The following is a 14584-nucleotide window of genomic DNA, read 5'->3' as shown; positions in this document are numbered from 1 at the left end:
CTCACGCTCCTTACGCAAACTCCAAAATCAGCGCGTCCACCGCGAGCGTCGCGCCGGCGCTGGCGTGGATCTTCTTCACGGTGCCGTCCTGCTCGGCGCGGAGCACGTTCTGCATCTTCATGGCTTCGACCACCGCGAGCGTCTCGCCGGCCTTGACCTCCTGCCCCTCGCTCACCGCGATCGAGACAACGAGGCCGGGCATCGGACAGAGCAGCTTCTTGCCGCTGTCGGAGGCTGCCGTCACCGGCATCAGCCGCGCGGAGGCCGCCTCGGCTTCGGTCCAGACATAGACCGGCACCTCGACGCCCTGATGCGCGAGGCGGATGCCGTTGGCAATCGGCCGCGCCTGTACCGCGACGAGGTGGCCGTCGATGGTGCCCTGCCAGACCGGATCGCCCGGCTTCCATGGCGACTGCAACAAATGCGCGTTGCCGGCCTTGCCTTCGGCATCGATGAAGCGGATCGCGATGGCATCGCCTTCGCGGCCGACCTCGAGCAAGATCTCTTGGCGGTCGAGCCAGACCGCGCGCCGGCGCTCGCGCTGCACGATCCTGCCGCCCAATTGGCCCGAGATCTGCCGCTTGCGCTCCCCGAGCACATGATCAATGGCGGCGCCGACCGCAGCGATTCGCCGCGCGACCTCGCCTTCGGGCGCGCGCACCGCAAAACCCTTCGGGAATTCCTCGGCGATGAAGCCGGTCGACAGCCTTCCCTCGCGCCAGCGTGGATGATGCATCAGCGCCGACAGGAACGGGATGTTGTGCCTGATGCCGTCGACATAGAACGAATCCAGCGCGGTCGCCTGGGCCTCGATCGCGGCCGCGCGCGATGGAGCATGGGTGACGAGCTTGGCGATCATCGGATCGTAATGGATCGAGATCTCGCCGCCCTCCTGCACGCCGGTGTCGTTGCGCACGGTGATGCCGTCCTGGCTGGTTTCCGGCGGCGGACGATACTTCACGAGGCGCCCGATCGAAGGCAGGAAGTTGCGGAACGGATCTTCCGCATAGAGGCGCGATTCCACGGCCCAACCCGTGAGCGTGACGTCCTTCTGCGCAATGGCGAGCTTCTCGCCGGCGGCCACGCGGATCATCTGCTCGACGAGATCGACGCCGGTGACGAGCTCGGTGACGGGATGCTCGACCTGGAGGCGCGTGTTCATCTCCAGGAAATAGAAGCTCTTGTCCTGCCCCGCGACGAATTCGACCGTGCCGGCCGAATCGTAATTCACCGCCTTGGCCAGCGCGACGGCCTGCTCGCCCATCTTGCGGCGCGTAGCCTCGTCGAGCAGCGGCGACGGCGCCTCCTCGATGACCTTCTGGTTGCGGCGCTGGATCGAGCATTCGCGCTCGCCGAGATAGATCACGTTGCCGTGCTTGTCGCCCAGCACCTGGATCTCGATGTGGCGGGGATCGACGATGAACTTTTCGACGAAGACGCGGTCGTCGCCGAACGAGGCCTTGGCCTCGGCCTTAGCCAGATTGAAGCCCTCAGCGGCCTCGGCCTTGGAATGGGCGATGCGCATGCCCTTGCCGCCGCCGCCGGCGGAGGCCTTGATCATGACGGGATAGCCGATCTCGTCGGCGATGCGCACCGCGTGCTTGTCGTCCTCGATGACGCCGAGATAGCCGGGCACGGTCGAAACCTTGGCCTTGGCGGCCGCCTTCTTGGACTCAATCTTGTCGCCCATGGCCGCGATCGCGCCCGGGTTGGGACCGATGAAGACGACGCCGGCGCCTTCCAGCGCGCGCGGAAACGCCTCGCGCTCGGACAGGAAGCCGTAGCCGGGATGGACAGCCTCGGCGCCGGTCTTCCGGCAGACCTCGACGATCTTCTCGATCACCAGATAGCTCTCGGCCGCCGCGGGCGGGCCGATCAGAACGGCCTCGTCGGCCATCTCGACATGGAGGGCGTCGCGGTCGGCCTCGGAATAGACCGCGACCGTCTGAATTCCCATGCGGCGAGCGGTCTTGATGACCCGGCAGGCGATTTCGCCGCGATTAGCGATCAGAATGCGATTGAACATGCTTTTCTTGAGTCTCGACCTTGGGCGGGACCCCTTCCTGACCGTTGCAGCCTATGGGAACGGGCCGTGTGGCTCCCGTGGTACATTAAAATGAGCCGGAGGCAACGGTCTAAATCCGGCCCCTCTGGCGTACCAGCGCAAGACCGAAACGGCCGGACGCGCCCCCGGGGTCGCCTACGGCTTGCCGTCCACGCCCCGGACGAGGCTCTGAATGAAGCCCAGTTTGGCGACCACGGCCGGCGACAGGATGAAGGGATAGAGGTCGCGCAGGCCCATGGCGTGGTTGACGCTGTTCATGGCGAAGGTGAAGGGCAGCCATGCGTCGACGAGCGCCTGGACGTCCCTGGCCTCGTACGGGTCGAAGCGGATGCGCGCCGACAGCTCCCCGTCGCGGTCGACCTTGGGGCGCACCTCCAAGCCGAACTCGGCGGCCATCTCCAGGGTGTCGACGATGTGGAGATAATGCGCCCAGGTCTCCGCGAAATCTTCCCACGGATGTGTGGTGGCATAGGCCGAGACGTAGTTCTGCTGCCAGTTCGCCGGCGCGCCCTCGGCGTAATGGCGCTGCAGGGCCTCTCCGTAATCGGCGGAATCATCGCCGAACACCGCGCGGCATTCCCTGAGCTTGCCGCCGTCGCGCACCAGCACGTCCCAGAAATAGTGCCCGACCTCGTGGCGGAAGTGCCCAAGCAGGGTGCGGTAAGGCTCGCCCATCTCCAGCCGCCGCCGCTCGCGCTCGATATCGTCGGCCTCGGTGAGCGCGATCGTGATCAGGCCGTTGTCATGGCCGGTCATGATCTTTTGTCCGCTGCTGGGATCGTCGGCGAGGAAGTTGAAGATCAACCCGTGCTCGGGATTGTCCTGTCGGGTCTGGAGCGGCAGCTTCCAGCGGATCAGCGAATAGAACAGGCGGTGTTTTGCGATTTCCAGCTCGCGCCAGCGAGCGAGCTGCGCGAGATCGGAGAGGTCAGGCACAATGCCGTTGTGGCGGCAGGCGCGGCAATAGCCGGTGGCATCGCCTGCATCCGTCAGCCAGTTGCAGGCGTCGTACTCGGCGTTGCGGCACAGCATACGCCCCCTCCCCTTGTCGGCGAGCGTGGCCCAGGCCTTGGCTTCAGCCTCCCCGTCCGGCTCGATCGCCGACATCGTCTCCTTCTCGGGCAGGAAGGCGACCCGATGGCCGCAGCGTTCGCAGGCGCGGTTCTCGAAATAGAGGACGTTGCCGCAGGCCTGACAGACAAAGAGCTTCAAGATTTAGCCTCTCGGGAAAGGGAGTTTTGCGAATGAGAGTTGGGGCGCCTCGCGAAGACGCGCCCGCAGGGCCTATCGTTCCACTGTCGGGAACAAATTGCCAGACGCCAGGTTTCGTTCATAGCCGGCAGCATCCACCTGGGGCCACCAGATGGTCAAAGACGCATCTGCTGGGTCTTGGAGCTTTGCAGCTGCCACGCAATTTGATGGCGCTTTCCGACATATTCCTCCGTAGGCAATGGTCATCACGCTTCGTCTGTGTGAATATCGGCCCGGCACGTGCGCTCTCGCATCACAACGGCCGACGCCTTGAACGACAATACTTCCGAGACCCTTGCTGCCGAAAGGCTGCGCCAGCACCTCGAAGACATCGCGAGGGAGCGTGATGAAGCATATCGTGCGCTCCAGGAGAGAGAGGCCGAACTGGCGCGCATCCAGCGCATCGGCAAGGTCGGCGGCCTCGAGGTCGACTTCCGGGAGGGTTTTCGGAACCGCCGCTCGCCCGAATATCTGATGATCCATGGGCTGCCTCCCGAGGCGGCCGACGAGACACACGAGGATTGGATCAATCGCATCCATCCCGACGACCGCGATGCGACCGTCAAGCATTTCTTCGATGCACTGGCCGGGACCAGTGAGGACTACACAGCCGAGTACCGCATCATTCGCCCCAGCGACGGCGAGACCCGCTGGATCCGCGTCGTCGCCAAGATCGAGCGCGACGGCGACGGTCGCGCCATCCGCCTCGTTGGCGCCCATATCGACATCACCGACCAGGCGCTGGCCCGCGAGACGCTGCGCGAGAGCGAGGAGCGCTTCCGGCTGATCGCCGACAGCGCGCCAGTGCCGATCTGGGTCACGAAGCTCGACCGCAAGCGTTCCTTTGCCAACCAGGCCTATGTCGATTTCGTCGGCCTGCCCTATGACCAGGCGATCGATTTCGACTGGCGCAAGGTGCTGCATCCGGACGACCTGCCGCATGTGCTCCAGCAATCCGTCCAGGGTGAGGCGTCGCTCAAACCATTCGTGCTGGAGGCGCGCTACAAGAACGCCAGCGGCGAATGGCGCTGGCTGCGCTCGGAATCGCAGCCGCGCTGGGACCCGACCGGCAAGCATATCGGCTTCATCGGAGTCGCCCACGACGTCACCGTCGCCAAGCAGGCCGAGATCGAGCTGCGCCGGCTCAACGAGACGCTGGAAGAGCGTATCGTCGAGCGCACCGCCGAGCTCGAGTCCAACGAGGCGCGGCTGCGCGCGATCCTGGAGACCAGCAACCAGTATCAGGGCCTGGTCAATCTCGAGGGAGCGCTCCTCTACGCCAACAACACCGCGCTTGACGGCATCAAGGCGAGCCCCGCGGACGTGATCGGCAAGCTGCTGTGGGAAACGCCCTGGTTCACCGGAACCCACGGCATGAGCGCCGTCGTCCGCGAAGCCTTCGACACTGTGCTCCGCGGCGACGCTGTACGGCTGGAGATGCGGCTGCGCCTGCCGATCGGCGAGCGCGATTTCGAGTTCAGCATGCGTCCCGTGCTCGACCGCCACGGCAACATCACTGGCGCGGTGCCCGAGGCCGTCGACATCACCGAACGGCGCCGCGGCGAGGAAGCGCTGCGGCAGTCGCAGAAGATGGAGGCGATCGGGCAGCTCACCGGCGGCGTCGCGCACGATTTCAACAATCTGCTCACCATCATCCGCTCGGCGACCGACTTCCTGCGCCGGCGCGAGCTGCCGGAGGAGCGCCGCCGTCGCTATGTCGATGCCATCTCCGACACCGTCGAGCGCGCTTCCAAGCTGACCGCACAGCTCCTGGCCTTCGCACGAAGGCAGCCGCTCAAGCCGCAGATCTTCAACGTCGGCGGCCAGGTGGAGGGCGTGGCGCAACTGATCCGGCCGCTGGTCGGCGGCCGGATCGATATCTCCGTCGACGTGCGTGACACCGATTGCTTCACAGTGGCGGACATCGCGCAGTTCGAGACCGCGCTGATCAACCTCGCCATCAACGCCCGCGACGCCATGGAGGGCGAAGGCCGTCTCACCATCGCGGTGCGCAAGGTCTCCGGGATTCCCAGCCTGCGCGCGCAATCGGCGCGCGGCGGCGACTATGTCGCGATCTCGGTCGCGGATACTGGCGGCGGCATTGCACCCGAAAACATCGACGCCATCTTCGAGCCGTTCTTCACCACCAAGGAGGTCGGCAAGGGCACCGGGCTCGGCCTCAGCCAGGCCTTCGGTTTCGCCAAGCAGTCCGAGGGCGACATCGCGGTGACGAGCACGCAGGGCAAGGGCGCGACCTTCACCATCTACCTGCCGCAGGCGCAGTCGCCCACCGCCGAGAAGGAAGCCGCAGCGCTGACCAGCGAGGCCGCAACCACGGGGCGCGGCTACCGCGTGCTCGTGGTCGAGGACAATGACGATGTCGGCCAGTTCTCGACCGAGCTCTTGGAAGACCTCGGCTACGTGGTACGCCGCGTCGCCAACGCCAATGCCGCACTGTCAATCCTCGGCGAGAACGAATTCGCCGTCGACCTCGTGTTTTCCGACGTCATCATGCCCGGCATGAACGGCGTCGATCTCGCCGGCGTGATCCGGGAGCGCTATCCGGGCCTGCCGGTGGTGCTCACCAGCGGCTACAGCAACGTGCTCGCCGAAAACGCCCATCGCGGATTTGAATTGATCCAGAAGCCGTATTCGGTGGAGTCGCTGTCGCGCATCCTGCGCAAGGCGATCACGGAGAAGCTGTCGGTGGCGAGGTGATTGTGAACCAAGTAAAACGCTGTCGTCCCGGACAAGCGCGCTTCAAGCGCGCGCCGATCCGGAGGACCCATAACCACAGGATTGGGTTTGGCGAAGAACGACGACGCATGTGCCTCAAGACAGATTCCGCGGTATGGGTTCCGGATCTTCGCTTCGCTTGTCCGGGACGACAGCGGTGTTGGCCCGCAGCGTCTGCCCCGTCACCTCGCAAAAACTTGATCCGGCACCCCGATGAAATCCGCCCTCCTCTCCGCCTGGCAGACCTGGGCGCTCCTCTCCGCCTGCTTTGCCGCGCTGACCGCAATCTTCGCCAAGGTCGGCGTCGAGAACATCAATCCGGACCTCGCCACCTTCATCCGCACCGTCGTGGTGCTGCTCGCCTTCTCGGTGCTGCTGTTCTTCACCGGCCAATTCGCCATGCCCTCGGCGGCTTCGTCGAGGACATGGCTGTTCCTGATCCTGTCGGGGCTCGCGACCGGCGCCTCCTGGCTGTGCTATTTCCGCGCACTCAAGCTCGGCCCCGCCACGCTGGTCGCGCCGATCGACAAGCTCAGCGTCGTGCTGGTCGCCCTGTTTGCATTCGCCTTTCTCGGCGAACGGCCGACCGCGCAGGGCTGGGTCGGGATCACCATGATCGGTGCCGGCGCCGTGCTGCTGGCCGTGAAGTTTTGAGGCTTCCCTGTCGCGCCGATCTCATTCCCGTTGGAAAAGGCCCGTGCGGGCACAGGAGGAAGACAGCAGCTCCGGCTTCCGCTATCGCTGCCGAATGAACCCATTCCGCCTCAAGGACTGAAAGTGCCGTCTGACGCCATCTGGGCCTGGAGCATCATCGTCGCCGCGACCGCGTGCGTCATTATCCGCCCGTTCCGTCTTCAAGAGGCGATCTGGGCCGTGATCGGCGCCGCGGCGCTGGTGCTGCTCGGCTTCCTGCCTTGGCAAGACGCGCTTGTCGGCATCGAGAAGGGCATCGACGTCTATCTCTTCCTGATCGGCATGATGCTGATCGCCGAGCTCGCCCGGCTCGAAGGCCTTTTCGATTATCTTGCCGCGCTCGCGGTTGAGTATGCAGACGGCTCGCCGCAGCGGCTGTTCTTGCTGATCTATCTTGTCGGCACGATGGTCACGGTGCTCTTGTCGAACGACGCGACCGCGATCGTGCTGACGCCGGCGGTCTATGCCGCAACGCGTGCGGCCGGCGCCCAGCCGCTGCCCTATCTTTTTGTCTGCGCCTTCATTGCAAACGCCGCAAGCTTCGTGCTGCCGATCTCGAACCCCGCCAATCTCGTGGTGTTCGGCTCGCACATGCCGCATCTGACCGAATGGCTGCGTCAGTTCGCTCTGCCCTCGCTTACCTCGATCGTGCTGACCTATGTCGTACTGCGCCTCACCCAGCATCGCGCGCTGAAGGAGGAGACCATCGAGCGCCGCGTGCCGCACAAGGTGCTCAGCCGCGGCGGCAAGCTGACCGCGATCGGCATTGCCGCGATCGGCGTCGTGCTGGTCACGGCCTCCGCGCTCGACAAGCAGCTCGGCCTGCCGACCTTCATCTGCGGCGCCGTGACGACCGGCCTCGTCCTGCTGCTCAGCCGTCAGTCGCCCGTGCCGGTGCTCAAGCACGTGTCCTGGAGCGTGCTGCCGCTGGTCGGCGGGTTGTTCGTGATGGTGGAAGCGCTGATCAAGACCGGCGTGATCGGGCAGCTCAGCGCGCTGTTGCATCAGGCCGTCGCCCAATCCGTGCCGAAAGCCGCCTGGAGCGTCGGCATCGCCACCGCGATCGCCGACAACGTCGCCAACAATCTTCCCGTTGGCCTCGTCGCGGGCTCGATCGTGGCCGCCGATCACCTGCCCACGTCGGTCGGCAGCGCCATCCTGGTCGGCGTCGACCTGGGGCCGAATTTCTCCATCACCGGATCGCTCGCCACCATCCTGTGGCTGGTGGCGCTGCGCCGCGAGAAGATCGAGGTCGGCGCCTGGCCCTTCCTCAAATTGGGACTTCTCGTGACGCCGCCGGCCCTGATCGCGGCCCTTGCGGCCGCAATCAGGTAGCGTTCAGACTCTATTGTTTGAGCATGATCTTATCGGAAAACCGCTGCGCACTTTGCGCTAACGCGGTCCTCCGGGTCCGGATCATGTTCTAGTCGTTCTCGTAGCCGTAGACTTCCGGCAGGATGAAGATTGCGGCGAGCAATCCGATCAGCGGGAAGATTGCGACGAACAGCGTGGCATTGGCCTGCCCGATCGCCGCGAACAGCGAGGGGAACAGGAAGATCGCCAGGAACGACGGCAATTTCACGAACATGTAGGCGAAGCCGCTGGCGGTGCCGCGATATTTCGGCTTGGCGACCATGGTCGGGATCGTCATGCAGTTCGACGCATCCCAGTAGTGGCCCCACAGCATGGCGGCGGCCGCGAACGGCAGCAGCATCTTGTTGTCAGTGTAGAGCGCGAAGGCGGCGACCAAAAGCGAGGCCAGCACGATGCCGAAACCGGCGATCGCAATGCCGCGATGACCGATCTTCGGCGTCAGGAGCGGGCCGACCCAGCCGGACAGAGCGGCGAAGCAGAACAGCGCCATCGTGACGAGGTTGTTGCCGAGCACGCTCGACACGCCGACCATCACGAACAGCACCGGCAGGTAGAACGCGAAGGTCGAGAACTCGCTGCCTTGCGCGAAGCAGGCGATCCAGCCGTAGATGGTTGCGCGCCAGCGGATCGGGTCCTTCTTGAGGTCGGCGAGGAAGGCGCGAGTCGAGACCTTCGGCACCTCCACGTCTTGATCCGGCAGCATGTCGAGACTGTCGTTGAACATCTCGCGCGCGACCTGCTTGGCCTCGCGGTAGCGTCCCTTTTGTACCAGCCAGACCGCCGTCTCCGGCACGTCGTGGCGCATGATCAGGATGATCAGCGCCGGCACCGCGCCGAGGCCGAGCGTCACGCGCCACAGCATCTCGTGCTGCATGTCGATCAGCAGGAAGATCACGATGACCCCGATGGTCAGCACCTCGCCGACGGCGAACATGAACTGCCAGCGATTGCCCATGACCTCGCGCTCACCCTTGGCCATGGATTCCATGATGTAGGTGTAGCCGGTCGAGATGTCCGAACCGAGCGGGATGCCGAGCAGGAAGCGGATCACGACGAGCCACGTAACGTTCGGCACGAAGGCCTGCGCCAGCGCCAGCACGATGAACAGCACCATCGTGACCAGGAACATGACGCGTCGGCCGATCTTGTCGGACATCCAGCCGCCGAGCAGCGCGCCGATCAGCGCGCCGCCCTGCGTGCCCGCCGCGGCAAGGCCGAGCATCAGCGGATCGGGATTGTACTGCTCGCGGATAAAGATCAGCACGAAGGCGATCGAATAGAGGTCCCAGGCCTCGACCAGGATCGAGGCCATCATCAGCCAGCCAACCTTGTTGCCCTTGGGACTGTAGTTCGTGATGAGGTAGCGGACTGCGGCTTCGCTCGCGCTCGGTTGTGGCATCGCCATCGTTGACATTCTTCTTCCTTTCTTCTGAACTCTTTACGTGCCGAGCAGCGGCTCGATGCTGCAATCGAGCAGGCGCGGATCGATCCCCGCCTCCATGCCAGTGAACATGGAGCCCATGTAGTCGATCAGTGCATCGCTCGCCTTGACGGCATCCTCGGCGCGGCGGTTCGCGACTGCGTTGAGAATGCCGAGGTGATGATCGATCGTTCCTGACAGATCGGCCTGCCCCGGCATGAAGCGGTGGTGGATGTAACCGATGCGGCGATAGAGCGTGTGCAGCGGCCGCAGCGTGTGCACCAGGAACGGCTCGCCGGCCGCCTCGAGCACCAGCGCGTCGATACGCCGGTCGAGGCTGTTGAACTCGTCGAGCGTCAAGGTGGCGCGACGTTCGCGCAGCAGCCGCTCGATGTGGAGCGCCTGACTGCGGTGGGAAAGGCTGGCGCGATCCGCCGCGAGGCGAATGACGAAACGCTCCATGTCGCGGCGCAAGGCCAGCAGCATCCGCTCACGCGCAAGATCGATCGGCGCGATGTGCAAGCCGTGGCGCGGCCGGATGATGATGAGCGTATCGGCGGACAGACGATTGACGGCGTGATGCACCGGCGTGCGGCCGAAACCGGTGATCTGCTGCAACTCCAGCATCGTCATGAATTGTCCGGGCTTGAGCTCGCAATGCACAAGGAGCTCTTCGATCTTCTGATAGGCCAGCTCGAAGAAATTGAGCCGGTTGCGCCGCGAGGGCTTGCCCTCGCCGTCGTCGTCGTTTCTCACCACCTCGAGCGCGCGCTTGCGGCGTGCCATGTCGTCCTCTCCCGTTAGATCCGCGCGCTCGTTGCGCGGTGGCGCCATATTTGTGGCACCCTTAAAACATGTTGTGATATATTACAAGCAGGCGTAAGACGTCCGCGCGACCTGCAACATGTTGCAGCGCAAAATGAAAAGTTGGCGCCGGCGCAAGTTCGATGGGAGGACAATGGCCGTGAAGATCACAGCGATCGAGACGCTGCGCACCGGGGAATTCTCCAACGTCATCTGGGTACGCATCCACACGGATGCCGGCGTGATCGGTCTCGGCGAGACCTTCTATGGCGCGGGCGCAGTCGAAGCGCAGATCCACGACACGTTCGCGGGCCGCCTGCTCGGGCGCAATCCGCTGCACATCGAGGCGATCCATCGCGACATGCTGAACCTGCCGATGGCGCAGTCCTCGACCGGCGTCGAATATCGTGCAGCGTCGGCGATCGACATCGCGCTGTGGGATCTGTTCGGCAAGGTCTGCAATCAGCCGGTGCATCAGATGCTCGGCGGCCTCTGCCGCGACAAGCAGCGCATCTACAACACCTGCGCCGGCACGCAATATGTCCGCTCCACCAATATCAGCCCGGTCTCGAACTGGAATCTCGGTGCGTCCAAGGGTCCCTATGAAGACCTCGACGGCTTCATGAACCGCGCCGATGCGCTCGCCGAAAGCCTCTTGGAAAGCGGCATCTCCGCGATGAAGATCTGGCCGTTCGATCCGGCGGCGCAGGAGAACAAGGGTCTCTTTATCACCGCCGCGCAGATGAAGCAGGCGATCGAGCCGTTCGAGAAGATCCGCAAAGCCGTCGGCGACAAGATGGAGATCATGGTCGAGCTCCACTCGCTGTGGAATCTGCCGACTGCCAAGCAGATCGCCCGCGCGCTCGAGCCCTACAAGCCGACCTGGTACGAAGATCCGATCCGCATGAACTCGCCGCAGGCACTGGCCGAATATGCCCGCTCGACCGACGTCTGGGTCTGCGCCAGCGAGACGCTGGGCTCGCGCTTCCCCTACAAGGACATGCTCGACCGCGACGCCATGCATGTCGTGATGGCCGACCTGTGCTGGACCGGCGGCCTCACCGAAGGCCGCAAGATTGCGGCGATGGCCGAGACCTACCACCGGCCTTTTGCTCCTCATGACTGTATTGGCCCGGTCGGCTTCATCGCCGCCATCCACATGTCGTTCAGCCAGCCCAACACCTTGATCCAGGAATCGGTGCGCGCCTTCTACAAGGGCTGGTACAATGAGCTCGTCACGACGATGCCCGTGATCAAGGACGGCTACGTCTTCCCGATGGAAGGCCCCGGCCTTGGCGTTGACCTTCTGCCCGCCGTTTTCGAGCGCACCGATCTCACCGTGCGCCGCTCCAACGTCTGAGGAATTCTTGAGATGAGCACCGCCCTCTTCGACCTTTCCGGCCGCACCGCGCTCGTGACCGGCTCCTCCCGCGGGCTCGGCCGCGCCATCGCCGAAGGCATGGCCAAGGCCGGCGCGAAGATCATCATCAACGGCATCGATGCCAAGCGCGTCGAGCAGGCTGTTGCCGAGTTTCGTGCCGCCGGGCACCAGGCCGAAGGTGCTGCGTTCAACGTCACCGACGAGCCCGCGATCGTCGCCGCCTTCGAGCGCTTCGACCGCGAAGGGCTCGCGGTCGACATCCTCGTCAACAATGCGGGCATCCAGCATCGCAAGCCGCTGGTGGAGTTCACCACCGACGAATGGCGCAAGGTGATCGAAACCGATCTCACCAGCGCTTTCGTGATCGGCCGCGAGGCGGCCAAGCGCATGATCCCGCGCAAGCGCGGCAAGGTCATCAATATCGGCTCGCTCGGCAGCGAGCTCGCGCGCCCGACGATTGCCCCCTACACCGCTGCCAAGGGCGGCATCAAGAATTTGACGCGCTCGATGGCGGTGGAATGGGCCCAGCACGGCATCCAGGCCAACGCGATCGGCCCCGGCTACATGCTCACCGACATGAACGAGGCGCTGGTCAACAACGCCGACTTCAACAACTGGCTGATGGGGCGCATCCCGTCAAAACGCTGGGGCAAGCCGGACGAGCTGGTGGGCGCCGCGATCTTTCTCGCCTCGGACGCCTCCACCTATGTCAACGGCCAGATCATCTATGTCGATGGCGGCATGATCGCCGCGATGTAATCGCGAAAAAGGAACCAGCCATGCGCGCCATCGTCATCCACGCTCCGAAAGACCTCCGGATCGATACCTATCCTGATGCGGAGCCTGGCCCGGGCGAAGTCCGCGTCAAGATCGCCAATGGCGGCATCTGCGGCTCCGACCTGCACTACTACCACCACGGTGGCTTCGGCGTGGTGCGTATCCAGCAGCCGATGGCGCTGGGGCACGAGATCGCCGGCGTGGTTGCGGCGGTGGGTGACGGCCTTACCAGTGTGAAGGCCGGCACCCGCGTCGCGGTCAATCCGAGCAAGCCATGCGGAGCGTGCCTGCATTGCCGGGAAGGCATGCGCAACCAGTGCCTCGACATGCGCTTCCTCGGCAGCGCGATGCGCTTTCCCCATGTGCAGGGCGGTTTTCGCGAGTTCATCACGGTCGACGCGGCGCAGGCCGTGCCGATCGCCGACAAGCTATCGCTGGCGGAAGCTGCGGTCGCCGAGCCGCTCGCAGTGTGCCTGCATGCCGGCAAGCAGGCCGGCCCCCTGCTCGGCAAGCGCGTGCTGATCACCGGCTGCGGCCCGATCGGCGCGCTGATGATTCTGGTCGCACGCTTCGGCGGCGCGTCTGAAATCGTGGTCACCGATGTGGCCGACGCTCCGCTCGCGGTCGCGAAAAAGCTCGGCGCGACGCATGCCATCAACGTCGCGAGCGATGCCACCGCGCTCGATCTCTGGCGCGCCGGCAAGGGCGTGTTCGACACGCTATTCGAAGCATCGGGCAACCAAGCGGCGCTGCGCACTGCGCTCGACGTGCTGAGGCCCGGCGCGACGCTGGTCCAGCTCGGCCTCGGCGGCGAGATGACGCTGCCGATCAACTCCATCGTCGCCAAGGAGTTGCAGCTGCGCGGCACCTTCCGCTTCGATCCCGAGTTCGAGCTGGCGGTGCGGCTGATGGGCGACGGCCTGATCGACGTCAAGCCGCTGATCACGGCGACCATGCCGTTCGAGAACGCGGTCGCTGCCTTCGAGCTCGCCAGCGACCGCTCGCAATCGATGAAGGTCCAACTGACTTTCGGAGCATGATCCGGAAAATCGCGCGGCGGTTTTCCGATAAGATCATGCTCAAACAATAAACTCTGGCTACTGGCTTCCGACCAGTTTTTCGCTGACCAGCCGCACCGCGCCACGCTTCCACGAATAGTCCGCGCCCATGCGCAGACCGCTATCGCCGCGCGCCAACACCGCGCCGGTCCTGGCATCGCGGACCTGGAAGCCAAGGGTGTATTCGGTGCGGCTGACCCGCCGCACCACGCCGATCAACGACTGGTCCGCGCCGAGCTTCTGCGCGATCGCCGCCTCGCAGCCGTTGCAGTCGCGCAAGGCATGCGCCTTCGCCTCGCGGCCGACATCGATGACGCGATAGCGGCCGGATTGTCCCAGCAACTCGCGCACGCCGGCGGTGACCTCGGCGAGGTATGACGCATCCGATGTGGCTGAGGCGCCCCCTGATGCAGCGGTCGTGTCCTCCAGCTCGAAATCGAACACCGCCAGCGCGACCGGCGCGGGCGCGGCGAGCGCGGCCATCACCTCGCGCGAGACAAACATCTCGGCGCGCTCCCATGATTGGTCATTGTCGCCGCGGAAGGTGTAGAGCTTGTCCATCACCAGCTTTTTGGCGCCGACGTCGATCACGGCGACCTTGGCCCATTGCACCAGCGTGCTGGTCTTCTGGATGCCGCCGATGACCTTGAACGCTGCGCCCTCCTGGGCCGACGGCACCAGGCTGTAACGGCCATCCGCGCCAATATCCCGCCTCAGCGCCGCCATGAACGCCGACAGCCGACGCTCGTGGGCGGCGGTCTGGTCCGCGGGCTCGGCCGACGTGTCGGTATAGCTGAAATCGTCGATGGCCACGCCAATGGCGGCCTCGGCAGTCGCCGGCGAAGAGGCCGCCGGGAGGACCAGGAGGAAAAGCGCAGAGAGGATCGATCGGGTGCGGCGCATGCGGGCCTCATGAGGTGGAGCGGCGCCGCAATCTGGCGGGCCGCCCTGCGCCCTGCAGCCGCGGCGATCCCGATCAGCGCCGGGAAAATTTCACGTCATTGCACTGCAGTGAAGCGTAACGC

Annotated in this window: 11 protein-coding genes; 6 read left to right on the top strand and 5 right to left on the bottom strand. The window is 64.9% G+C overall.

Going from position 1 to position 14584, the window contains the following annotated elements:
• Positions 1-10 precede the first annotated feature (10 nt).
• Both ACVWY3_RS08080 and ACVWY3_RS08075 read right to left on the bottom strand, forming a co-directional pair.
• Positions 11-2026 (bottom strand): acetyl-CoA carboxylase biotin carboxylase subunit, encoded by a 2016-nt coding sequence (locus ACVWY3_RS08080; RefSeq protein ID WP_456837978.1) that lies wholly within the window; start codon positions 2024-2026, stop codon positions 11-13.
• Between the two features lie 174 nt (positions 2027-2200).
• Positions 2201-3277, bottom strand: coding sequence for a zinc-binding metallopeptidase family protein (locus tag ACVWY3_RS08075; protein WP_456837977.1), 1077 nt, complete (start codon positions 3275-3277; stop codon positions 2201-2203).
• A 279-nt stretch (positions 3278-3556) separates the two neighbouring features.
• Between ACVWY3_RS08075 and ACVWY3_RS08070 the strand changes: the two genes are divergently transcribed.
• From ACVWY3_RS08070 to ACVWY3_RS08060, 3 genes are all read left to right on the top strand, one after another.
• Entirely contained in the window at positions 3557-6034 is a 2478-nt protein-coding gene (locus ACVWY3_RS08070; RefSeq protein ID WP_456837976.1) for a PAS domain S-box protein, read from the top strand.
• A gap of 231 nt (positions 6035-6265) precedes the next feature.
• The gene (locus ACVWY3_RS08065) at positions 6266-6706 is read left to right on the top strand and encodes an EamA family transporter (RefSeq protein ID WP_456837975.1); all 441 of its coding nucleotides are present in this window, start codon (positions 6266-6268) and stop codon (positions 6704-6706) included.
• Between the two features lie 123 nt (positions 6707-6829).
• A complete protein-coding gene (locus ACVWY3_RS08060; RefSeq protein ID WP_456837974.1) occupies positions 6830-8080 on the top strand; it encodes an arsenic transporter in 1251 nt (416 codons plus the stop codon).
• 88 nt (positions 8081-8168) lie between these two features.
• Here ACVWY3_RS08060 and ACVWY3_RS08055 read toward each other — a convergent pair whose 3' ends face one another.
• Positions 8169-9533, bottom strand: coding sequence for an MFS transporter (locus ACVWY3_RS08055; protein ID WP_456837973.1), 1365 nt, complete (start codon positions 9531-9533; stop codon positions 8169-8171).
• Positions 9534-9557: 24 nt separating this feature from the next.
• Positions 9558-10325 carry a GntR family transcriptional regulator gene (locus ACVWY3_RS08050; protein WP_456837972.1) on the bottom strand — a complete coding sequence of 256 codons (768 nt, stop codon included), beginning with the start codon at positions 10323-10325 and terminating at the stop codon, positions 9558-9560.
• A 178-nt stretch (positions 10326-10503) separates the two neighbouring features.
• Here ACVWY3_RS08050 and ACVWY3_RS08045 point away from each other — a divergent pair, with 178 nt between their 5' ends.
• From ACVWY3_RS08045 to ACVWY3_RS08035, 3 genes are read left to right on the top strand one after another with little or no spacing between them, the layout of a single operon-like run.
• Positions 10504-11703 carry a mandelate racemase/muconate lactonizing enzyme family protein gene (locus ACVWY3_RS08045; RefSeq protein ID WP_456837971.1) on the top strand — a complete coding sequence of 400 codons (1200 nt, stop codon included), beginning with the start codon at positions 10504-10506 and terminating at the stop codon, positions 11701-11703.
• A 12-nt stretch (positions 11704-11715) separates the two neighbouring features.
• Positions 11716-12483 (top strand): SDR family oxidoreductase, encoded by a 768-nt coding sequence (locus ACVWY3_RS08040; protein WP_456837970.1) that lies wholly within the window; start codon positions 11716-11718, stop codon positions 12481-12483.
• 20 nt (positions 12484-12503) lie between these two features.
• Positions 12504-13541 carry an L-idonate 5-dehydrogenase gene (locus ACVWY3_RS08035; protein ID WP_456837969.1) on the top strand — a complete coding sequence of 346 codons (1038 nt, stop codon included), beginning with the start codon at positions 12504-12506 and terminating at the stop codon, positions 13539-13541.
• Between the two features lie 57 nt (positions 13542-13598).
• Here ACVWY3_RS08035 and ACVWY3_RS08030 read toward each other — a convergent pair whose 3' ends face one another.
• Positions 13599-14462, bottom strand: coding sequence for a DUF2380 domain-containing protein (locus tag ACVWY3_RS08030; RefSeq protein WP_456837968.1), 864 nt, complete (start codon positions 14460-14462; stop codon positions 13599-13601).
• Positions 14463-14584: the final 122 nt, after the last annotated feature.

Source organism: Bradyrhizobium sp. USDA 4486 (assembly GCF_054057995.1).
This window is presented reverse-complemented; position numbering and strand designations above follow the sequence as displayed.

Bases quoted from the DNA above. Each gene is read 5' to 3' on its own strand.
- ACVWY3_RS08055 (WP_456837973.1), bottom strand. From the start codon at position 9,533: ATGTCAACGATGGCGATGCCACAACCGAGCGCGAGCGAAGCCGCAGTC.
- ACVWY3_RS08030 (WP_456837968.1), bottom strand. From the start codon at position 14,462: ATGCGCCGCACCCGATCGATCCTCTCTGCGCTTTTCCTCCTGGTCCTC.
- ACVWY3_RS08035 (WP_456837969.1), top strand. From the start codon at position 12,504: ATGCGCGCCATCGTCATCCACGCTCCGAAAGACCTCCGGATCGATACC.
- ACVWY3_RS08040 (WP_456837970.1), top strand. From the start codon at position 11,716: ATGAGCACCGCCCTCTTCGACCTTTCCGGCCGCACCGCGCTCGTGACC.
- ACVWY3_RS08065 (WP_456837975.1), top strand. From the start codon at position 6,266: ATGAAATCCGCCCTCCTCTCCGCCTGGCAGACCTGGGCGCTCCTCTCC.
- ACVWY3_RS08080 (WP_456837978.1), bottom strand. From the start codon at position 2,026: ATGTTCAATCGCATTCTGATCGCTAATCGCGGCGAAATCGCCTGCCGG.
- ACVWY3_RS08050 (WP_456837972.1), bottom strand. From the start codon at position 10,325: ATGGCACGCCGCAAGCGCGCGCTCGAGGTGGTGAGAAACGACGACGAC.